The 20,004-nt window shown below is 70.8% G+C and carries 19 protein-coding genes and 1 tRNA gene; 8 read left to right on the top strand and 12 right to left on the bottom strand.

The window, feature by feature from the left end:
* Positions 1 to 5: 5 nt before the first annotated feature.
* Positions 6 to 1,484 carry a glutamate synthase subunit beta gene (locus MTP10_RS12325; RefSeq protein ID WP_310709258.1) on the top strand — a complete coding sequence of 493 codons (1,479 nt, stop codon included), beginning with the start codon at positions 6 to 8 and terminating at the stop codon, positions 1,482 to 1,484.
* A 73-nt stretch (positions 1,485 to 1,557) separates the two neighbouring features.
* On the opposite strand, the gene MTP10_RS12320 is transcribed toward MTP10_RS12325, so the two are convergent.
* Together MTP10_RS12320 and MTP10_RS12315 are read right to left on the bottom strand one after the other, a co-directional pair.
* On the bottom strand, positions 1,558 to 2,661 hold the full coding sequence (locus tag MTP10_RS12320) for a glycoside hydrolase family 16 protein (protein ID WP_310709257.1): 1,104 nt from the start codon (positions 2,659 to 2,661) through the stop codon (positions 1,558 to 1,560).
* Positions 2,662 to 2,745: 84 nt separating this feature from the next.
* Positions 2,746 to 3,783, bottom strand: coding sequence for a pectate lyase (locus MTP10_RS12315; RefSeq protein WP_310709256.1), 1,038 nt, complete (start codon positions 3,781 to 3,783; stop codon positions 2,746 to 2,748).
* 297 nt (positions 3,784 to 4,080) lie between these two features.
* Between MTP10_RS12315 and MTP10_RS12310 the strand changes: the two genes are divergently transcribed.
* From MTP10_RS12310 to MTP10_RS12290, 5 genes are all read left to right on the top strand, one after another.
* On the top strand, positions 4,081 to 5,280 hold the full coding sequence (locus MTP10_RS12310; protein ID WP_310709255.1) for a cytochrome P450: 1,200 nt from the start codon (positions 4,081 to 4,083) through the stop codon (positions 5,278 to 5,280).
* Positions 5,281 to 5,345: 65 nt separating this feature from the next.
* Entirely contained in the window at positions 5,346 to 7,136 is a 1,791-nt protein-coding gene (locus tag MTP10_RS12305) for a S8 family serine peptidase (protein ID WP_310709253.1), read from the top strand.
* 30 nt (positions 7,137 to 7,166) lie between these two features.
* The gene (locus MTP10_RS12300; protein WP_310709251.1) at positions 7,167 to 7,517 is read left to right on the top strand and encodes a DUF2784 domain-containing protein; all 351 of its coding nucleotides are present in this window, start codon (positions 7,167 to 7,169) and stop codon (positions 7,515 to 7,517) included.
* Positions 7,518 to 7,552: 35 nt separating this feature from the next.
* Positions 7,553 to 8,983 (top strand): pyruvate kinase, encoded by a 1,431-nt coding sequence (gene pyk, locus MTP10_RS12295; protein WP_310709249.1) that lies wholly within the window; start codon positions 7,553 to 7,555, stop codon positions 8,981 to 8,983.
* A gap of 69 nt (positions 8,984 to 9,052) precedes the next feature.
* The gene (locus tag MTP10_RS12290) at positions 9,053 to 9,478 is read left to right on the top strand and encodes an Rrf2 family transcriptional regulator (protein ID WP_310709247.1); all 426 of its coding nucleotides are present in this window, start codon (positions 9,053 to 9,055) and stop codon (positions 9,476 to 9,478) included.
* A 59-nt stretch (positions 9,479 to 9,537) separates the two neighbouring features.
* On the opposite strand, the gene dapD is transcribed toward MTP10_RS12290, so the two are convergent.
* The 3 genes from dapD to MTP10_RS12275 all read right to left on the bottom strand — a co-directional run bounded on the left by dapD (position 9,538) and on the right by MTP10_RS12275 (position 11,316).
* Complete coding sequence (gene dapD, locus MTP10_RS12285) at positions 9,538 to 10,500, bottom strand: 2,3,4,5-tetrahydropyridine-2,6-dicarboxylate N-succinyltransferase (protein ID WP_310709246.1); 963 nt, start codon at positions 10,498 to 10,500, stop codon at positions 9,538 to 9,540.
* 78 nt (positions 10,501 to 10,578) lie between these two features.
* Entirely contained in the window at positions 10,579 to 10,998 is a 420-nt protein-coding gene (locus MTP10_RS12280; protein WP_310709244.1) for a pyridoxamine 5'-phosphate oxidase family protein, read from the bottom strand.
* A 244-nt stretch (positions 10,999 to 11,242) separates the two neighbouring features.
* Positions 11,243 to 11,316 (bottom strand) — tRNA-Leu (locus MTP10_RS12275).
* A 115-nt stretch (positions 11,317 to 11,431) separates the two neighbouring features.
* Here MTP10_RS12275 and MTP10_RS12270 point away from each other — a divergent pair.
* The gene (locus MTP10_RS12270; RefSeq protein ID WP_310709242.1) at positions 11,432 to 12,016 is read left to right on the top strand and encodes a response regulator; all 585 of its coding nucleotides are present in this window, start codon (positions 11,432 to 11,434) and stop codon (positions 12,014 to 12,016) included.
* Between the two features lie 12 nt (positions 12,017 to 12,028).
* Here MTP10_RS12270 and MTP10_RS12265 read toward each other — a convergent pair whose 3' ends face one another.
* Positions 12,029 to 12,694, bottom strand: coding sequence for a hypothetical protein (locus MTP10_RS12265; RefSeq protein ID WP_310709241.1), 666 nt, complete (start codon positions 12,692 to 12,694; stop codon positions 12,029 to 12,031).
* A gap of 371 nt (positions 12,695 to 13,065) precedes the next feature.
* Between MTP10_RS12265 and MTP10_RS12260 the strand changes: the two genes are divergently transcribed.
* Positions 13,066 to 14,361, top strand: a complete 1,296-nt coding sequence (locus MTP10_RS12260; RefSeq protein WP_310709240.1) for an ABC transporter substrate-binding protein — start codon at positions 13,066 to 13,068, stop codon at positions 14,359 to 14,361.
* A gap of 76 nt (positions 14,362 to 14,437) precedes the next feature.
* Here the strand turns inward: MTP10_RS12260 and MTP10_RS12255 are convergent, their stop codons facing one another.
* The 6 genes from MTP10_RS12255 to MTP10_RS12230 form a co-directional block, all read right to left on the bottom strand.
* The gene (locus tag MTP10_RS12255; RefSeq protein WP_310709239.1) at positions 14,438 to 14,923 is read right to left on the bottom strand and encodes a hypothetical protein; all 486 of its coding nucleotides are present in this window, start codon (positions 14,921 to 14,923) and stop codon (positions 14,438 to 14,440) included.
* 73 nt (positions 14,924 to 14,996) lie between these two features.
* Complete coding sequence (locus MTP10_RS12250; protein ID WP_397334450.1) at positions 14,997 to 15,863, bottom strand: ABC transporter ATP-binding protein; 867 nt, start codon at positions 15,861 to 15,863, stop codon at positions 14,997 to 14,999.
* Positions 15,860 to 16,828 carry an ABC transporter ATP-binding protein gene (locus tag MTP10_RS12245; protein WP_310709238.1) on the bottom strand — a complete coding sequence of 323 codons (969 nt, stop codon included), beginning with the start codon at positions 16,826 to 16,828 and terminating at the stop codon, positions 15,860 to 15,862. The genes MTP10_RS12250 and MTP10_RS12245 overlap by 4 nt, the downstream gene beginning before the upstream one ends.
* Positions 16,818 to 17,804 (bottom strand): branched-chain amino acid ABC transporter permease, encoded by a 987-nt coding sequence (locus MTP10_RS12240; protein WP_310709237.1) that lies wholly within the window; start codon positions 17,802 to 17,804, stop codon positions 16,818 to 16,820. Before MTP10_RS12240 ends, MTP10_RS12245 begins: the two co-directional genes overlap by 11 nt.
* A gap of 11 nt (positions 17,805 to 17,815) precedes the next feature.
* Complete coding sequence (locus MTP10_RS12235) at positions 17,816 to 18,967, bottom strand: branched-chain amino acid ABC transporter permease (RefSeq protein WP_310709236.1); 1,152 nt, start codon at positions 18,965 to 18,967, stop codon at positions 17,816 to 17,818.
* A 565-nt stretch (positions 18,968 to 19,532) separates the two neighbouring features.
* Positions 19,533 to 19,916 (bottom strand): hotdog fold thioesterase, encoded by a 384-nt coding sequence (locus MTP10_RS12230; RefSeq protein ID WP_310709484.1) that lies wholly within the window; start codon positions 19,914 to 19,916, stop codon positions 19,533 to 19,535.
* Positions 19,917 to 20,004: the final 88 nt, after the last annotated feature.

The raw sequence follows: 20,004 nt of genomic DNA, 5'->3' as shown, positions 1-20,004 counted from the left end.
AACCGATGGCCGACCCCAAGGGGTTTCTCACGTACGACCGCGAGCTGCCGGCGCGCCGCCCCGTGGACGTCCGCATCAGCGACTGGCAGGAGGTCTACCAGGACTTCCCGCAGGAGAAGCTGACCAAGCAGGCGGCCCGCTGCATGGACTGCGGCATCCCGTTCTGCCACAACGGCTGCCCGCTCGGCAACCTCATCCCCGAGTGGAACGACCTGGTCTTCCGCACCGACTGGCGGGAGGCGATCGAGCGGCTGCACGCCACCAACAACTTCCCGGAGTTCACCGGCAGGCTCTGCCCGGCTCCGTGTGAGGCGGCGTGCGTGCTCGGCATCAACTCCGACCCGGTGGCGATCAAGCGGGTCGAGGTCGAGATCATCGACCGGGCGTTCGCCGAGGGCTGGGTGACGCCGCAGCCGCCGGTCCGCAGGACCGGCAAGCGCGTCGCCGTGGTCGGCTCCGGCCCCGCCGGGCTGGCCGCCGCCCAGCAGCTCACCCGCGCCGGGCACGACGTGGTGGTGTTCGAGCGGGCCGACCGCGTCGGCGGCCTGCTGCGCTACGGCATCCCCGAGTTCAAGATGGAGAAGCGGCACATCGACCGCAGGCTCGCCCAGATGCGCGCCGAGGGCACCGAGTTCCGCACCGGCGTCAACGTCGGCGTGGACGTCACGGCCGCCGAGCTGCGCGAGCAGTTCGACGCCGTCGTGCTGTCGGGCGGCGCCACCCAGTGGCGCGACCTGCCCGTCCCGGGCCGCGAGCTGAACGGCGTGCACCAGGCGATGGAGTACCTGCCGCTGTCCAACAAGGTCCAGGAGGGCGACCTCGCCGAGGCGCCCATCACGGCCAAGGACAAGCACGTCGTGGTGATCGGCGGCGGCGACACCGGCGCCGACTGCATCGGCACGGCCATCCGCCAGGGCGCCCGCTCGGTCACCCAGCTGGAGATCATGCCAAGGCCGCCGGCGTCGCGGCCCGGCAGCCAGCCGTGGCCGACGTTCCCCATCCTGTTCAAGATGGAGAGCGCGCACGAGGAGCTGGAGAGCGGCGCCGGAGACCGCGTCTACGCGGTCTCCACCACCGCGTTCGTCGGCGACGAGGCCGGCAACGTCCGCGCGCTGCGCCTGGTCGAGGTCGAGGGGCCGCAGAACGGCTTCCGGCCCGTCCCGGGCAGCGAGCGGGAGATCCCGGCCGAGCTGGTCACCCTCTCCATGGGCTTCCTCGGCCCGGAGAAGGGCGCCCTGCTGGAGGACCTCGCCCAGGTCGCCGGCGACGGCTTCTACGACCCCCGGGGCAACGTGGCGCGCGACAAGACGTACATGTCCAAGGTGGACGGCGTCTTCGTGGCGGGCGACATGGGCCGCGGCCAGTCGCTGATCGTCTGGGCCATCGCCGAGGGCCGCGCCGCCGCCTCCGGCGTGGACCGGTACCTCACCGGCGAGACGGCCCTGCCGTATCCGATCCTGCCCACGGCGCGCCCGCTCGTCTGACGCGCCCCCCGCCGCACGGCGACGCCCGCCCGGACCTGGTCCGGGCGGGCGTTCTCGGTGTCTGCGGGACCTGTCAGGCCAGCGGCTTCTGGTAGACGCGCACGTGGTCCACCACGAGCTTGGCCGGGAACACCGTGCCGGCGTCCGGGTCGCCGACCCAGTCGCCCGCGCCGCCCACGGCCAGGTTGAGGATCAGCGTGTGCGCGTGGCGGAACGACTGCCCCCACATGGTGCCGGCCGCGGCGGCCGTCAGCGTGCGGGTGACCACGCCGTCCACCGACCACTTGATGGAGCCGGTCGCGCTCGCGTCCCAGTCGACGGCGTAGGTGTGCCAGCCGGCGATGCTCTGCCCGGCGGGCAGCGGAGTGCTGTCGCCCCACTGCCGGTACGGGTCGCCGCCGTGGACGTGCTGCTCGACCAGCGCCGGCTCCTGACCGCGGGTCTCCACCACGTCGATCTCGCCGCTGAGCGGCCACTCGACCGTGGCGGCGTTGCCGCCGACCGCCCAGAACGCCGGCCACAGGCCCTTGCCGACCGGCGCCTGCATCCGCACCTCGAGGTGGCCGCCCGCCTGCGACCAGGAGGGGAGGCCGTCGTCGCCCTCCCAGTCGAGCATGGTCAGCCGGGCCGCGGCGTACCGGCACGCCACGTCGCCGCACATGGCGCCGGGCGTGACAGCCTTGTCGGCGGTCAGCACGAGGTGGCCCTGCCCGTCGAGCCGGGCGTGGTCCATCCTGTACTCGGCGATGCTGCCGGTGCACGCCTGCCGCCAGCAGGGGTCGTTGAACCACACCGGCCTGCTCAGCCCGGTGTTCGGGCCACCGCCCTGCGCGCCGTCGAAGGTCTGCTCGAACGTCACCGGGTCGGCCGCGACGGTGAACGACTTGACCGGCGTCAGGTTCGTCCACACGCCACCGGCCAGGTATGCGACCCAGTAGGTGTAGGTGCCCGCGGGACAGGCCCTGGACTCGGTCCCGAACGTCTTCGCGGTGGTGGTGAGCGTGGTCGCGATCGCGCCGGGGAAGTCGACGATCGCGCCGGCCGCGTCGCGTACGGCGACGGTGAGCGCGTCCACGGCCAGCGCCTGCGAGGCCCGCACCCTGGCTGTGGCGCTGAAGGGTCGGCTCGCCACGGGGGAGGCGAGGCTGGTGCGCAGGGCCTCCACGGTCACCGTCACGGCCGCCGCCCCCGCGGCGGACGCGGACGCGCTGGAGACGGCGGCCGTGCCGAAGACGGCCGTCGGCGAGCTCGCGGTCCGCCGTCAGAGCGGCGCCACCTGCCCGGCCGCGACGGCGAGCTTGCCCGCGCCCGCGCCGGCCCGCACCGCCGCCGGGACGCTCTGCGCGGGGTCCACCGTGTACGGGTAGTACGTGCGGGGCTCCACGACCGTGCCCGCCGTCTCCGGCGTGCCCGAGCCGACGAAGACGTTGCCGCGCTGGACGGCCCGCCCGGGGCCGCTGTCGGCGTACCCGCCGGCCGAGTGGAGCGGATGCGCCACATTCTCGAAGTAGTTGCCCTCGACCAGCACCCCGGCGTTCTCCGTCGAGGCCACGCCGTACAGCTCGTTGCTGAGAAAGTAGTTGTTGAGCACGTGCACCGGCTCGCCGAACCGGACGCGCGGATGCCGCTGGCGGCTGTGGTCGAAGAAATTGTGGTCGATGGTCACCTTCAGGTGGCCGACGTCGGTGCCGGCCGCCCCGTCGGAGTGACTGATCAGCATGGTCTTGTCGGAATGGTCGAAATGGTTCCACGAGACGGTGACGTAGTCGGCGCCCCGCACGATGTCGACCGAGCCGTCCACCGCGCCGGAGAAGGTGTTGTGGTCGATCCAGATGTGGTGCGACTGCTGCCCGATGTTGACGGCGTCGTCCTCGGCGTCGGTGAAGCGGAGGTTGCGCACGATCACGTTGTACGACCGGTAGAAGTCGAGGCCGCCGCCGGTGATGTGGCCGGAGGCGCCGACGCCCACGATGGTCTTGTTCGGGCGGACCCCCTGCTTGCTGGTGATGGAGATGGTGCCCGACACCTGGATGACCAGGGGTTCGAGGCTGTCGATGTACTCCAGGAACTGGGCGGCGTTCGTCGCGGTGACGGTCCGGCCGCCCGCGCCGCCGGTGGTGCCGTTCTGCCCGAGGGCGTTGACGGAGGCGAAGCCGAGCGGCACGTCGGCGGCGGCCGCCGGCGCGCTGTTCCGGGCCGTGCCCTGGACGGGGTGGGAGACGGTCAGGGCGAGAAGGGCGGCGGCTCCGGCGATCGCCGCTCGCCGTAAAGCCGGGAGTTTCCGCGTGTTGAATGCCATGGTGCCTTTCCGTCCTTTCGGGCCGTCGTCAAACGGGGCGAATTATCGCTCAAGTCGGGAAAGCGGTTTCCTGAAACGCATCGTAAAGAGCCGGGGCGCTTTTGCGAAGGCTTCTCGCGCGAAAGCCGGTGCCCTCCGGGACGGGACGGCGGCGCGGCCGGGCCCCCACCTGTCCGAGCGCTCCCGTGAGCCCACGGGGCGGGGCCTGAAAGTTTCAGCCCCGAGCTTGTCAACCTATCGCTTGGTTGGTTGAGTGGGGTGGCACAGGCGGCAGCCGGCGAAGGGGCGGGAGCAGCAGTGCCAGATCATCCGGTCAACGACGCCATCGACCTCACCAGCGGCGCCTTCTGGGGCCGCGACCCGCACGCGGAGCTGCGCTGGATGCGGGAGAACGCCCCCGTCTACTGGGACGGGCAGGTGTGGGGCGTGGCCTCCTACCGCGACGTCCGTCACGTCTCGCTGAACCCCCGGACGTTCTCCAGCGCGCAGGGGATCAGGCCCGACTCCGGCCCCCTCCCCATGATGATCGACATGGACGACCCCGCGCACCACCTGCGCCGCCGGCTCGTCAGCAGAGGCTTCACGCCGCGCCGTGTGACCGGCCAGGCCGAGCGGATCAGGCGGCTGTGCGACCAGATCCTCGACCGGGTGTGCGAGCGGGGGGAGTGCGACTTCGTCTGGGACATCGCCGCCCCGCTCCCGCTGATCGTCATCGGCGACGCCCTGGGCGTGGCGCCCCAGGACAGGGACGCGCTGATGCGCTGGTCCGACGACATGCTGCGCGGCCTCGTCGGGCAGTCCGACAGCGAGCTGCTCGTGCGGGCCGGCGAGGCGTTCGAGCAGTACGAGGCGTACGCGGGGCGGGTGATCGCCGACCGGCGCGCCTGTCCCCGCGACGACCTCATCAGCACGCTGGTCCACGCCCAGGTCGACGGCGACCGGCTCGACCACGACTCGCTCGTCTACGAGAGCCTGCTCATCCTCATCGGCGGCGACGAGACCACCCGCCACGTCCTGTCCGGCGGCGTCTACCAGCTCCTCACCCACCCCGGGCAGCGCCACGCGCTCGCCGAGGACCCCTCCCGCATCCCGGCGGCGGTCGAGGAGATGCTCCGCTGGGTCTCGCCGATCAAGAACATGAGCCGCACCGTCACCGCGGACACGGAGCTGGGCGGCCGGCGGCTGCGCGAGGGCGAGCAGGTGCTGCTGCTCTACCCGTCGGCCAACCGCGACGAGACCGTCTTCGCCGACCCGTACCGCTTCGACGTGGCACGCACCCCGAACGACCACATCGCCTTCGGCTTCGGCAGCCACTTCTGCCTGGGCAACAGCCTGGCCCGGCTGGAGGTCCGCACGATGGTCGAGCGGCTGCTGCGGCGGCTGCCCGACATGGAGCCCGCCTCCGGGGGAGAGCCCGCCCTCCGTCCCGCCAACTTCGTCTCCGGGTACGAGGCGATGCCCGTGCGCTTCACCCCCGGGCCGCCGGTCGGCGCCTGAGTTGCATCCGCGGCCATGTGCCGGAAGGATGCGAAATCTGCGCAAGCGCGGCGAATGGGGGAAGAATGCGGCGACTTGTCTCGGGCCTGGCGGCCGTCACCGCGGCCGCCGCGCTCACAGCGTGCGGGCCCGCGAGCACGCCCGCCGCCGCGCCGATGGCCTCCTACCTCGTCTTCTACGCCGGCGGACGGCAGGACGACGCCAGGGCCGCCGTGAGCCGCGCCGGGGGCGACGCCGTCGGCGGCGACGCCAGGCTCGGCTACCTGCTCGCCGAGGGCGGGGGAGACGCCTTCGTCGACGCGCTGGGCGACGACCCGGCCGTCGTGGGCGTGTCCACCGACCGGGCGATCGGCTACGCCTCCTCCACCGGCGCCTCCTGGCGCGGCTTCCCCTCCGGCCGTACCACGGCGGCGCCCCCGGCCTCAGCCGCCGCTGTGAACGCCGCCGCTGTGAACGCCGCCTCCGTGAACGCCGCCGATGTGAACGCCGACTCTGTGAATGCCGGCTCCGTGAATGCCGTCTCCTCTTCGGCCGGCGACTCCCGGGGAGCCTTCCCCGACGGGCCGTCCATCGCGACCGGCGAAGCCTCCGGCGAGCCGCTCGCCTCCCGTCAGTGGGACATGCGGATGATCGGCGCCGACAAGGCGCACGCCAAGACCAACGGCAGCAGGAAGGTGCTCGTCGGCATCATCGACACCGGCGTCGACGGCACCCACCCCGACATCGCGCCCAACTTCGACCGCGCGCTCAGCCGCAACTTCGTCACCGACCGGCCCAAGGACGGCAACGGCGACACCCTCGACGGCCCGTGCGAGGTCAGCGGCTGCAAGGACCCGGTCGACCGCGACGACGACGGACACGGCACCCACGTGGCCAGCACCATCGGCTCGCCCATCAACGGCATCGGCATCGCCGGCGTCGCGCCCGGCGTCCGGCTGGTCAACATCAGGGCCGGCCAGGACTCCGGCTACTTCTTCCTCAAGGCCAGCCTCGACGCGCTCACCTACGCCGGCGACATCGGCGTGGACGTCGTCAACATGAGCTACTACGTGGACCCGTGGCTGTTCAACTGCGCCCACAACAAGGCCGACAGCAAGAAGGAGCAGCTGGAGCAGCGCGCCATCATCACCGGCATGCAGCGGGCCCTCGACTATGCCCGCAAGAAGGGCGTCACGCTCGTCTCCGCCCTCGGCAACGGCGCCACCGACCTCGGCAGGCCCAAGGTCGACCGGGACAGCCCCGGCTACCCGCGCGGCGACGAGAAGGTCCGCAAGATCGACAACTCCTGCCTCAACGTGCCGGCCGAGTCCAAGGGCGTCATCTCCGTCTCCGCCGTCGGCCCGTCCGGGCGCAAGGCCATCTACAGCGACTACGGGACCGAGCAGGCGGACCTGTCCGCGCCCGGCGGCGACACCCTCGACGGCAAGGGCACCTCCGCCGTCCGGGGGATCCTGGCCGCCGCGCCCGAGTCGGCGCTGCGCGCCGCCGGCAAGCTCGACGGCTCCGGCAAGCCCAAGTCCGCCGAGATCGTCCGCAGCTGCGCCAAGGGCGCCTGCTCGTACTACCAGTACCTGGAGGGCACCTCCATGGCCGCGCCGCACGCCACCGGCGTCGCGGCCCTGCTGGTCAGCCGCTTCGGCAAGCCCGGCAAGGGCGGCGTGGGGCTCGACCCCGCCACCACCGAGCGGCTCCTCTACCGCACCGCCCGGCAGAAGGCCTGCCCCAGTCCCCGCGCGTACGTCTACAAGGTGTACGGCGAGACCGAGACGCAGACCTGTGAGGGCGGGGCCGCCAAGAACGGCTTCTACGGCCACGGGATCGTGGACGCGCTGAAGGCCGCCACCGTCGAGAAGTAGGCCACCGTCAAGAAGTAATAGCGTGGAGTAATGACGTATCGCCTGGTCGCGGACCTTGCGATGGTGGCGCACTTCACGTTTCTCGCCTACGTCGTCGTGGGCGGGTTCGTCGCCTGGCGGTGGAGGCGCACGATCTGGGCTCACCTGGCAGTCGTATGCTGGGCACTGCTGTCCGTCACCGCGGGCGTCGACTGCCCGCTGACGGTCCTGGAAGACTGGGGCCGCCGTGGGGCCGGCCTGCCGGCTCTGCCTCGCAGCGGCTTCATCGACCACTACATCGAGGGAGTCATCTACCCGGAGCAGTATTCCGGCGTGGTCCGCCTGGCCCTCGCGGCCGTCGTGACGGTGAGCTACGCGGGCTACGTTCTCCGTCGTCCATGACTGCCAAGTGGTCTGTACCAATTAAGGTAGGACTCGTGACTCGTCGCGCGAAAATCGTTTGCACCCTAGGCCCCGCCACCTCGTCCCCTGAGCGCCTGCGCGAGTTGATCTCCGCCGGCATGGACGTGGCACGCTTCAACCTGAGCCATGGCACCCATGAGCTGCACCGGGAGATCTACGACCGGGTCAGGGAGGTGGCGGCCGACCTCGGCCGAGGTGTAGGCGTGCTCGCCGACCTGCAGGGACCCAAGATCCGCGTCGGCAAGTTCGAGGAGGGGCCCGTCCGGCTGGGCTTCGGCGACGTCTTCACCATCACCACCGAGGACGTTCCCGGCGACCGCGAGCAGGTCTCCACCACCTACAAGGGCCTGCCCGGCGACGTGCGCCCCGGCGACACGATCCTGGTCGACGACGGCCGCCTCGTGCTGGAGGCGACCCGCGTCGACGGCGACCGGGTCGTCACCCGCGTCGTCATCGGCGGCATGATCTCCGACAACAAGGGCCTCAACCTGCCGGGCGTCAACGTCAGCGCGCCCGCGCTCACCGACAAGGACGAGGCCGACCTGCGCTGGGCGCTGCGCACCGGGTGCGACATGATCGCCCTGTCGTTCGTCCGCCGCCCCTCCGACGCCGACGTGGTGCGCAACATCATGGAGCAGGAGGCCGTCCGCCTGCCGCTGCTCGCCAAGATCGAGAAGCCGCAGGCCGTCGACCGCCTGCCCGAGATCGTCGAGGCGTTCGACGGCATCATGGTCGCCCGCGGCGACCTCGGCGTGGAGCTGCCGCTGGAGCAGGTGCCGATCGTGCAGCGGCGCATCATCGAGCTGTGCCGCGAGAAGGCCCGCCCGGTCATCGTCGCCACCCAGATGCTCGACTCGATGATGAACGCGCCCCGCCCCACGCGCGCCGAGGCGTCCGACGTCGCCTACGCGGTCATGGACGGCGCCGACGCGGTCATGCTCTCCGGCGAGACCTCGGTCGGCAGCTATCCCATCGAGTCCGTGTCCACCATGGACCGCATCGCCCGCGCGGCCGAGGAGCACTCGCTGCGCGCCACCCACTCCCTGGAGCGTCTGCCGGAGACGACGGGCGGCGCCATCGCCCGCGCCGCCGCCGAGGTGGGCGCGATAGTCGGCGCCAAGGCGCTGATCGCGTTCACCATGTCGGGCGAGACGGCCCGCCGCCTGGCCCGCTACCGCTCGCCGATCCCGCTGATCGCCTTCACCTCCGCCCCGCACGTGCGCGGCCAGCTCTCGCTGACGTGGGGCGTGGAGACGTTCCATGTGCCGTTCGTCCACCACACCGACGACATGGTGCGTCAGGTGGAGGCGTCGCTGCTGTCGCTCGGGCGGCTGGAGAAGGGCGACAAGGTCGTCATCGTGGCCGGCTCGCCTCCCGGCACGCCCGGCTCCACCAACGCCCTGCGCGTCCACACCATCGGCTCCGCCGTCTCCCACGCCAACTAGCCCGATCGCGGCCCGCTCCACCCCGGCATGCCCGGCGCGCCGGGGTGGTGGCCCCCCTACGGTAGGGGTATGCGGCTGACGGCCTTCACCGACATCTCCCTGCGCATCGTCATGCGGCTGGCCGTGGCCCGTCGCGAGGAGCTGATGACCACCCGCGCCGTGGCCGGCCTGCTGGCCGTCCCGTACGCGCACGCCGCCAAGGCGGTGGCCCGGCTGAGCGAGCTCGGGCTGGTCGAGGCCCGGCGGGGGAGGGGCGGCGGCCTCCAGCTCACCGAGAAGGGGCGGCGCGCCTCGGTGGGCGGGATCGTCCGGGCGCTGGAGAGCGCGGGCGACGTCGAGATCCCCGAGGGGGCCGTCGCCTACCTGTGCGGGCCGCTGCCGTTCATGCGCGACGCCCGCGCCCAGCTCATCGCGGCGGGCGTCGCGCCCCGCGACGTCCACTACGAGGTCTTCGGCCCCGACCTGTGGCTGGCGCGCGGCCAGGAACAGGACTGACCGGGAGCAGGGCCGCGCGGCCGGCGGCCGGGCCACGCGGGCCCGGCCTCCGGCGAGCGTCAGTTCGCGTGCAGGGCGGCGTTCAGCTCGATGCCCCTGCCTGTGCGCGGCACGGCCTCGACCGCGCCCGTCTGCGAGTTCCTGCGCAGCAGCAGCCCGGCGCCGCCCGACAGCTCCCTGGCCTTGACCACGCGACCGTCCGGCAGGCCCACCTTGGTGCCGGCGGTCACGTACAGGCCCGCCTCCACCACGCAGTCGTCGCCCAGCGAGATCCCGACCCCGGCGTTGGCGCCCAGCAGGCAGCGCTCGCCGATGGAGATGACCTCCTTGCCGCCGCCCGACAGGGTGCCCATGATCGACGCGCCGCCGCCCACGTCCGAGCCGTCGCCGACGACCACGCCGGCCGAGATGCGGCCCTCCACCATGGAGGCGCCCAGCGTGCCGGCGTTGAAGTTCACGAAGCCCTCGTGCATCACCGTCGTGCCGGCGGCCAGGTGCGCGCCGAGCCGCACCCGGTCGGCGTCGGCGATGCGGACCCCCGCCGGCAGCACGTAGTCGACCATCCGCGGGAACTTGTCCACCCCGTACACCGTGACCGGCCCCCTGGCCCGCAGCCGCAGCCTCGTCTGCTCGAAGCCCTCCACGGCGCACGGCCCGTGGTTGGTCCAGGCGACGTTCGCCAGCACGCCGAACAGCCCGTCGAGGTTCAGCCCGTGCGGCCTGACCAGGCGGGCCGACAGCAGGTGCAGCCTGAGGTAGGCGTCGTGCGCGTCCGCGGGCGGCTCGGAGAGCTTGGCGATGCCGGTCCGCACCGCCACCACCTCCACGCCCCGCAGCGGGTCGGGCCCGACGAGGGAGGCGAGCTCGCCCGCTTCGGCGGCGTCGAGCCGCTCGGTGCCGGCGGCGGGCGGCTCGCCCAGCTCCGGAGCCGGGAACCAGGTGTCGAGAACGGTGCCGTCGGCGGCGAGGGTGGCCAGGCCGATGCCGTACGCGCCGGTCACGGTGGGGTCGATAGCAGTCACGCGTCTCAAAATACCGTCACCCGGAGGGGCGCGGCGGACGCGGGGGACACCGGCGGGCCCGGTGACGGCCGAGGGGGCTCACACGGCGCCGAGATCGGCGGACAGCCATCGTTCGGGCCGCATCCGGAACGTCACCAGCGCCCGCGTGTCCGAGCCGCCCACGTAGCCGGGCAGCGCGTCGGCCGGCAGGTACCGGGCGGCGATCAGGGTGAGATCGTCCAGGGTCGTGGGGCCGGAGCCGACGACGGGCCCCTCGACCGAGACGTACCGGTAGGTCGGGCTGGCGCGCTGGACCAGCAGCGAGAAGCGGCCGGCCTTGCCGATCAGCCTGGCCTTGGCCGAGTCGCCGCCGGTGAGGAACCACACCTCGCCGCCGGGGCTGTAGGCGTACCAGACGGGCACGGTCAGTGGCGCCCGCTCGGTCCCGGCCTCCACCGACAGCGCGGCGATGTGTGCTCCGGCCAGGAAAGCCTGCCGCTCCGCCTCGCTGAGCGCCATCGGCCCCACCTCCTGCCTGCTACATCACCGCTCGCCCCAATCCCTACGCATGCCCCGCAAGCCACAAAAGGCCCATATGGGTACGTCTCCGCAAGGTTTTACCGGGACATGGGCAACCGTGGGCACCAGCCCGGCACGGAGCCCGCCACTGTGGAAGTCGACACCGCGGGCGGTCACAAACCAGGGGAGCCCCGCCCGGAACGACGGAACCGCCCGGCATGATCGACCGAGCGGTTCGTCAGGGTGCCTCGGGTGGGACTCGAACCCACACTGCGCGGGTTTTGAATCCGCTTCCTCTGCCAATTGGGATACCGAGGCAAGAATCCGGACAAGTCCAGATCATTCGTCTCGCACGGCCAAAGCGTAGCCCAACTCGGCGGCCGGCCAGCACCGACGTGGCTCTAATCTAGCGGACATCTGTACTCTTCTGCTCGTGAGTACGCAGCGGCGAGTGGTGATCGCGGAAGACGAGGCACTGATCCGCCTCGATCTCAAGGAGATGCTCGAGGAGGACGGATACGTCGTCGTCGGGGAGGCCGGCGACGGTGAGCAGGCCATCAGGCTGGCCGCCGAGCTCAAGCCCGACCTGGTCATCCTCGACGTCAAGATGCCCGTCCTGGACGGCATCTCCGCCGCCGAGCGGATCGCGGCCGACCGGATCGCGCCCTGCCTCATCCTGACCGCCTTCTCCCAGCGAGACCTGGTCGAGCGGGCCAGGGACGCCGGGGCCATGGCCTACCTCGTCAAGCCGTTCACCAAGGCCGACCTCGTGCCCGCCATCGAGATGGCCGTCAGCCGGCACGAGGAGATGGTGGCGCTGAGCGCGGAGGTCTCCAGCCTCTCCGAGCGGCTGGAGACCCGCAAGCTGGTCGAGCGGGCCAAGGGGCTGCTCATGGCGGCCCACGGGTGGAGCGAGCCGCAGGCGTTCCGCTGGATCCAGAAGGCGTCCATGGACCGCAGGCTGAGCATGCGCGAGGTCGCGCAGATCGTCATCGACGACGCCGCCACCCGGTCCTGAGCCGGCCCCGTCTCACTTCTTCAGGCCGCACACCTGGAGCGCGTAGTCGATCAGCTGCTTCTGGCGGTCCGCCGGCGGCTGCACGATGACCACGCGCTCCTCGCCGCCGTCCACCGAGGCCCGTACGGGGAACAGGAACGCCTTCTTGGCCTCGGCGAACGCGTGCGGGTCGCACCGGCCGGGCGACAGCGCGACGGGCGCCTCGGCCCTCGTGGCGCCCGCCTCCAGCACCACCAGCGGCTTGGACCCCCGCGCCGGCGTGACCATGTAGTGCGTCGTGCCGTCGACCGAGCCGACTGCCACCTTGCCGGCGCCCCGCCTGGTCAGCACGAGCGTGCCGCGCATGAGGTCGCCGTCCCGCTTCCACACCGGCCCGAACGCGATGTCGGCCGCCTGCCTGACCAGGAACGCCGAGCACTCGTCGTGCAGCAGCCTGGCCAGCAGCGGGTCCGGGTGCGGCACGGGGAAGACCACCCTGCGCAGCGGCTCCGAGCCGGTGCGGACGCGCGCCAGGACCGTGGCGGGCCGCACCTCGGGCAGCCCCTTGGGGGAGCAGTTCGCCTCACCGTAGGGAATGCGGAGGTCGGTGCGTTCCGTGTGACCGATGGTGGCGTCCTTGCTTTCCGGGGGAAGGATTTTGAATGACGGCGAGATCAGCTGGACATCTGCGAAATACACCGGTGTGTCCGTGGTATTGCGGACAGCGACCTCCAGGGCGTGGGCGGGCTCGTCGGAGCGCCATTGGGCCAGGGAGACGGAGACCCCATAGGGTGGTCGCGACGAGGGTTCGGCCGGCTCGCCGGGGCCACCGCAACCCGACAGCATGACCACCATGACCAGGGGGACCCTAATGTGCTTCACTTCTCGCACATTAGGCAACCTTGAGCGGCTCTCGTAAGTTGAGGACTGATTACGACTCCGCATCCAAGTGCCGACAGTTCAGGGCGGCATCTGGTTCCAGGCCATGGTGGTTTTGTACGTTTCCGTCATTCGATCGGGAACGTCGGCGGTGCTGACCGATCCCGGCCTGCAGATGAAGGAGACACTTCATGGTCCGCATTGCTCCCGTGGGGCGGGCGCTGGCTGTTGCTGCTGCCGCCAGCCTCGCTCTTACGGCTTGCGGTGGTGGCAGCGACACCGCCACTCAGCCGTCCGAGTCCGCGGCGGCGCCGTCCTCCGCGGCCCCCGCGGCTAAGGGTGACGGCACGCTCACGCTTGGCACGCTACTGCCGCAGACGGGCTCGCTGGCCTTCCTCGGCCCGCCTGAGATCGCGGGCGTGGACGCGGCGATCAAGGAGATCAACGAGGCCGGCGGCGTGCTGGGCAAGCCGGTGGTCAAGTACGACACCGACTCGGGCGACACGACCACCAACATCGCCTCGCAGTCCGTGGACAAGCTGCTGGCGCAGAAGGCCGACGCCATCATCGGCGCGGCGTCCTCGTCGGTGTCGGAGTCGGTGATCGACAAGATCACGGGTGCCGGCGTGATCCAGTTCTCGCCCGCCAACACCTCTGACAAGTTCACCACCATCGAGGACAAGGGCCTCTACTTCCGGACGTCCCCGCCGGACAAGCTGCAGGGCCGCGTGCTGGGCGACCTCGTGGTGGCGGACGGCAACGACACGGTCGGCATCCTGGCGATGCAGGACTCGTACGGCACGGGCCTGGCCGACCAGGTCTCCAAGACCGTCACCGACTCGGGTGGCCAGGTCGTCGAGCGCGTCGACTACGACCCCAAGGCCGCCGACTTCTCCGCCGACGTGGCGAAGATCAAGGCCAAGAACCCGAAGGCCATCGTGCTCATCGGCTTCGAGGAGACCGCCAAGGTCGTGCAGGAGCTGATCAAGCAGGGCATGCCGGCCAGCAAGCACAAGTGGTACATGGTCGACGGCAACACCTCCAACACCAACTACGCGAAGATGCCCAAGGGCACGCTGACCGGCGTGAAGGGGACGATCCCGGGAGCCGCGGCTCCGGAGGAGTTCCAGAAGAAGCTCACGACCATCAACCCCAAGCTCCAGGACTTCAGCTACGGCCCCGAGTCGTACGACGCGACCAACCTGCTCGCGCTGGCCGCCGAGGCCGCCAAGAGCGACGCGGGCGGCGACATCGCCAAGAAGCTGGCCGAGGTCAGCAAGGGCGGCGAGAAGTGCAACGACTTCAAGTCGTGCGTCGAGCTGCTGAAGGCCGGCAAGGACATCGACTACGAGGGCGTCAGCGGCCCGGTCGAGTTCAACGACGCCGGTGACCCCGCGGTCGCCACGATCGGCATCTACCAGTACGGCGACAACAACAAGTACGCCACCAAGGCGCTCGAGTACCGCACCGGCAACATCGCCGGCTGACGATACGCGTGAGCCACGAAGAGGGCCCGGTCCGCTCGGACCGGGCCCTCTTCGGCGCCCGGCCCCCGGTGAGGGACTACGCGCAGCCGGTCCTGATCCGGTCGGCGGCGGCCCGGTACTGCTTCAGCAGCGCCACTTTCCGCGGGCGGGGCACGTCCGCCCTGGACAGGCCCGCCGTCGCCGTCTCGACGTCCCGTACGGCGGGCGCCAGCGAGTCGGGCAGGGCGGGGCCGTACTGCAGGGTGATGCCCCGGGCCTCGGCCAGGCGGCCCAGCACGGCGTCCTCGAAGTACTGGTCGTCCTCCTGGCCCCGGGGCTTCAGCAGGAGGTCGGCGTAGCCGATGGCGGACACGACCCGCGCGCACGGGTCGTCGGTGGGGTCGCCGCCCGTGCTGTACCTGCCGGCGGAGGCGGCGGGCGTGTGCTGGCAGGCGGCGACGATCGACAGGAGCGGCACGAGCAGCGCGGTCGCGGCGACTCGTCGCACGGCGTCCTTGAACACGGCGTTCTTGAACACTGCGTCCTTGAACATGACGTCGTTCGGCACAGGGTCATTCGGCACAAAGTCATTAAAACGGCGGAGGGGCCCCCAGGGGAGCCCCTCCGCCGTCGTACGTGAGAAACCGTTACGTGCGTTACGCCTTGGCCAGGGTGCCGAGGTACAGCTCGATCACCTTGGGGTCGTTGGCGAGCTGCCGGCCGGTGCCGGTGTAGGCGTTGCGGCCCTGGTCGAGGACGTAGCCGCGGTGGCAGATCTGCAGGCAGCGCCGGGCGTTCTGCTCGACCATGACGACCGTGACGCCCGCCTTGTTGATCTGCTGGGCCTGGATGAACACCAGGTCCTGCAGCTTGGGCGACAGGCCGGCCGACGGCTCGTCGAGCAGCAGCACCGACGGCTCGGTCATGAGCGCCCGCGCCATGGCCACCATCTGCCGCTCGCCGCCCGACAGGGAGCCGGCGCGCTGCTTGCGCCGCTCCTTGAGGGCGGGGAACAGCTCGGCGACGAACTCGAAGCGCTCCTTGAACTTGCCGGGCACCTGGAAGGCGCCCATCTCCAGGTTCTCCTCGATGGTGAGGCTGGGGAAGACGTTGTTGGTCTGCGGGACGTAGCCCACGCCGCGCGAGACCAGCTGGTGCGCCTTCATGTTGGTGATGTCCTCACCCTTCAGCCGCACCGTGCCGCTGCGGATGTTGACGAGCCCGAACATGGCCTTGAGCAGTGTCGACTTGCCGGCGCCGTTGGGGCCGATGATGCCGATCAGCTCGCCGTCGCCGACGTACAGGTCGGAGCCGTTGAGGATGTTGACGCCCGGCAGGTAGCCGGCGATCAGCTCGTCGCAGCGCAGCACGGCGCTCTCCGCGCCCCTCAGATGGGCGCTGCGGTCGGTGACCGCCTGCTGGGACGCCTCGGGCGCGGATGCCGCCACGGTGGACGTGGCGGCGCTGTGGGGGGCCTCCTGAGCGGTCTGCTCGGGCTCGGGGGACTCGGGGACGGTGTTCACTTCTGAGTCTCCTCCTCGATCTCGGCCTCGAGCGCCGCTTCCGCCTGCTGGAGCTGCTCCTCCAGCTCCGTCTCCGAGAGCGGCGCGTCGTGGTGCGCGCCCAGGTAGGCGTCGATGACGCGCGGGTCGGACATGATGGTGTCCGGCGGCCCCTCGGCGATCACCGAGCCCTGGGCCATGACGATGACCCAGTCGCTGATGTCGCGCACCATGTCCATGTCGTGCTCGACGAACAGCACGGTCATGCCCTGCTCGCGCAGGTTCTTGACGTGGCCGAGCAGCGACTGGGTGAGCGCCGGGTTGACGCCGGCCATCGGCTCGTCGAGCATGACCAGCTCCGGCTGGACCATGAGCGCGCGGGCCATCTCCAGCAGCTTGCGCTGGCCGCCCGACAGCGAGCCGGCGAAGTCGTCACGCTTGGCGTCGAGCTTGAACCTGGCGAGCAGCTCCTCGGCCCGCTCGGTGATCTCGTCCTCCTGCGCGCGCCAGAGGCTCGGCACGAGCGCGCGGAAGAAGCTCTCGCCCTTCTGCTGCTGGGCGCCCAGGCGCATGTTCTCCATCACCGTGAGCCGCGACAGGGCCTTGGTGAGCTGGAAGGTGCGGACCATGCCGGCGCGCGCCACCTTGTGGGCGGGCACGCCGTTCATCGCGCGGCCGTTGAACGTCCACTGGCCGGAGTCCGCGGTGTCGAAGCCGGTGAGCTGGTTGAAGAAGGTCGTCTTGCCCGCGCCGTTGGGGCCGATCAGCGCGGTGATGGAGCCGCGCTGGATCTCGACGTGCTCCACCTCGACGGCGGTCAGGCCGCCGAAGCGGCGCACCACCTTGTCGATCACGAGGATCGGGTCGGGCTTGGGGACGCCCGGGTCGCGGGCGAGGTCCTTGAACGCGGCCTGGGCCTCGGACTTGCGGGCGGTCGCCGCCGTCACGGTGCCGGCGCCGCCGTCGGCATGGGTTTCAGCGTGCATCGATTGCAATCTCCCTCTTGTCCCCGAAGATGCCCTGTGGCCGGTAGACGAGCAAGAGGACGAGTCCCACGCCGACCAGGAGGAAGCGGACGGGGCCCACCTGGGTGGGCTCCATGAAGGGCAGGTAACCCGCCTCGACCGCGCCGCTGAGCAAGCCGTTGACCAGGACCAGCAGCACCCAGAAGATCATCGAGCCGACGACGGGGCCGAGGACGCGCGCCGCGCCGCCGAGGATGACGATCGTGTAGGCGAAGAAGGTGGTCTCGGTGCCGAAGATGTCGGGCTGCACCGAGGCGAACGCCAGGCCGTAGATGAAGCCGCCCAGCGAGCCGATGACGCCGCCCAGGATCAGCGACTGCATCTTGTACGAGAAGATGTTCTTGCCGAGGCTGCGCACCGCGTCCTCGTCCTCACGGATGGCCTTGAGCACCCGGCCCCACGGGCTCTTCATCAGCAGGTACACGATGAGGCAGGACAGGCCGATGAGCACCCAGCCGACCAGCAGCACCCAGGTCACCCGGTGGTTGAAGGTGAACCAGCCGAAGCCGTAGTCCCCCTCGGGGAGCGGGTTGAGCGCGTAGAAGCCCTCGGAGAAGCCGCGCTGGCCGTCGGAGCCGCCGAAGACGTCCTTGAACGCCACCGACCGGAAGACGAGCCGGATGATCTCGGCCGCGGCGATGGTGACGATGGCCAGGTAGTCGGCGCGCAGCCGCAGCGTCGGGATGCCGAGGACGATGGCCAGCAGGACCGCGGCCAGCAGGCCGACGCCGATGCCGATCCAGAAGGGCAGGCCGAGCACGGTGACGGTGACCGCCAGGCCGTAGCCGGCCACGGCCATGAACGCCGACTGCCCGAAGTTCAGCAGGCCCGTGTACCCGAAGTGGACGTTGATGCCGATGGCGGCGAGCGCGTAGAGCACCGTCTCGACGCCTACGGCGGCTTTGACGGTGGTGGAGATGATCGTTACCCAGTCCATGGTTCCCCCCGTCAGCCGATCCGCTCTCGGCGGCCCAGGATGCCCTGCGGCCGGAAGAGGAGCACGATGATGAGCACGGCCAGCGCGCCGACGCTCTTGAGTTCCGGCGGCACCCACAGGGTGGACAGCTGGATGAACAGGCCGACGATGAGCGAGCCGACGAGCGCGCCGAACGCGGTGCCGAGGCCGCCGAGCGTGACGCCGGCGAAGATGAGCAGCAGGATGTCCTGGCCCATCGTGTACTTCAGGTTCTGCGACAGGCCGAGCATGACGCCGGCCAGCGCGGCGATGGCGCCGCCCATGGTCCAGATGATGCGGATGACCCGGTCGACGTTGATGCCCGAGGAGGAGGCCAGCGCCGGGTTGTCGGCGACGGCGCGGGCCGCCTTGCCGGTGCGTGTGCGCAGCAGCGCGAAGCCGACCACGACGAGGACGAGCAGCTCGATGCCCATGGCGACGAAGTTCTTGGGCGCCGCCGAGATCGGCCCGATCTCGATGCCGGGCTGGGCGGTGTACTGGGCGTACGCCTCGCTCTGGCCGCCGAAGAAGATGAGGAAGACGTACCGCAGGAAGAGCGCCACGCCGATCGAGATGATCATCATGGCGATGGTGCCGGTGCCCCGCTTGCGCAGCTGTCCCCAGAAGAACCTGTCCTGCGCGTAGCCGAGACCGCCCGCGAGGATCACCGCGATCACCGCGGCGGGGATGAGGTGCAGGCCCATGCCGACGTTGACGGCGTAGGCCAGGATGGCGCCGAGCGTGACCAGCTCGCCGTGCGCGAAGTTGGTCAGGCCGGTGGTGCCGTAGATGAGCGAGAGGCCGAGCGCCGCGAGCGCGATGATGAGGCCCAGGTTGAGGCCCTCGAAGGCGAGCTGCGCCGCCTGCGTCCAGAAGCCGCTCTGGCCGGCCTCGTCCTCCGCGGGCTGCCCGGGAGCTCCCTTGGCCTGCAGCGCGAACAGGGCGGTTGACATGTTGCCCTCGTACACGCTCAGGGTGCGGACGTTGCTCCCGCCCCGGACCGCCGCGTTCTTGGGCAGCGTGGCGACATCCAGCGTGACCTTGTATCTGCCGGGCTTGTCCACCGGCACCTGCCACGTACCTTGCGCGTTACTGGTGACCGCCGCCACGGGTTGTCCGCTCTCGGTGGTCACGACGATCTTCACGCCGTTCACTGGCTGGCCTTGGAATGTGAGTGTCCCTCTCAGGCCCTGGTCCGCCGTGGCCGCGTGGGCCGGGGCGGTGAGCAGGAGGACGAGTCCACTCAGAAAGGCCGTGAACGCGATCACGGCTCTGCGCAATGGTGCTCCCTCTATAGGTCAAGGTGGGGTGGGTGCCCCTCCATCTCGACACGCGCGCATCGCAGGCACAACTGGATGCTGTTGCGGGAGCTTATTGCGGGAAGGAGTGCCTTACTATCGTCCGTCACCAATTAGTGACATGTGCGTGTCGCAGGCGTGAGCAAACAACGTAGCAGGTCAAGTGGTGAATAGCCGTTAACGTGACGCGCGCCGTGCGACGGGACGGTGACACGGCGCCGCCTGGGGCGGGGCCGCGGGCCGGTACTCCGGGCCCATAACAAGAACGAGCCCGAGGGGTGACCTTTGGGACCGTGCGGGGCTTCCCCGGCCTCACACGTTATCTACTCGGTCACCCCTGCGGGCTCTGCTCTGGCACAACGGTAGCGACCCACGGGCCCCCTGCGCAAAGGGAGACGTGAGCGCGTGGCGTTCAACGATCGCGCAACATGCAGGTCAAACGAGACGTGCAGACGAGTCGTCCCTGGTCGTCGGTGATCTCGATGTGGTACGTCGCCAGCGTCCGGCCGCCGTGCAGCCGCGTCGCCACGCCCGTCACGTGGCCGGAGGTGGCGGAGCGGTGGTGGGTGGCGTTGATCTCGATGCCGACCGCGATGCGCTCCGGGCCCGCGTGGAGCGCCGCGCCCACCGAGCCGAGCGTCTCGGCCAGCACCGCGGACGCGCCGCCGTGCAGCAGCCCGTACGGCTGCGTGTTGCCCTCCACCGGCATGCGGCCCACGACCCGCTCCGGGGCGGCCTCGACGAACTCGATGCCCATGCGGTGGGGGAGCGTCCCTTCGTGGACCGCGGTGAACATGCCGATCCCGGCGGGGTCCGCCTGCGCGGGCCCGGCGGGGTCCGCCTGCGCGGGCCCGGCGGGGGCCGCCTGCGCCGACTCGGCGGGG

The sequence above is a fragment of the Nonomuraea sp. 3-1Str genome, from assembly GCF_031570565.1.
GTDB lineage: Bacteria > Actinomycetota > Actinomycetes > Streptosporangiales > Streptosporangiaceae > Nonomuraea.
Note: the sequence above shows the minus strand (reverse complement) of the source record. Positions and strands in the feature narration are given on the sequence as shown.

Bases quoted from the DNA above. Each gene is read 5' to 3' on its own strand.
- MTP10_RS12305 (WP_310709253.1), top strand. From the start codon at position 5,346: ATGCGGCGACTTGTCTCGGGCCTGGCGGCCGTCACCGCGGCCGCCGCG.
- MTP10_RS12325 (WP_310709258.1), top strand. From the start codon at position 6: ATGGCCGACCCCAAGGGGTTTCTCACGTACGACCGCGAGCTGCCGGCG.
- MTP10_RS12260 (WP_310709240.1), top strand. From the start codon at position 13,066: ATGGTCCGCATTGCTCCCGTGGGGCGGGCGCTGGCTGTTGCTGCTGCC.
- MTP10_RS12230 (WP_310709484.1), bottom strand. From the start codon at position 19,916: ATGTTCACCGCGGTCCACGAAGGGACGCTCCCCCACCGCATGGGCATC.
- MTP10_RS12315 (WP_310709256.1), bottom strand. From the start codon at position 3,783: ATGGCATTCAACACGCGGAAACTCCCGGCTTTACGGCGAGCGGCGATC.
- MTP10_RS12280 (WP_310709244.1), bottom strand. From the start codon at position 10,998: ATGGCGCTCAGCGAGGCGGAGCGGCAGGCTTTCCTGGCCGGAGCACAC.
- MTP10_RS12300 (WP_310709251.1), top strand. From the start codon at position 7,167: ATGACGTATCGCCTGGTCGCGGACCTTGCGATGGTGGCGCACTTCACG.
- MTP10_RS12240 (WP_310709237.1), bottom strand. From the start codon at position 17,804: ATGGACTGGGTAACGATCATCTCCACCACCGTCAAAGCCGCCGTAGGC.
- MTP10_RS12245 (WP_310709238.1), bottom strand. From the start codon at position 16,828: ATGCACGCTGAAACCCATGCCGACGGCGGCGCCGGCACCGTGACGGCG.
- MTP10_RS12290 (WP_310709247.1), top strand. From the start codon at position 9,053: ATGCGGCTGACGGCCTTCACCGACATCTCCCTGCGCATCGTCATGCGG.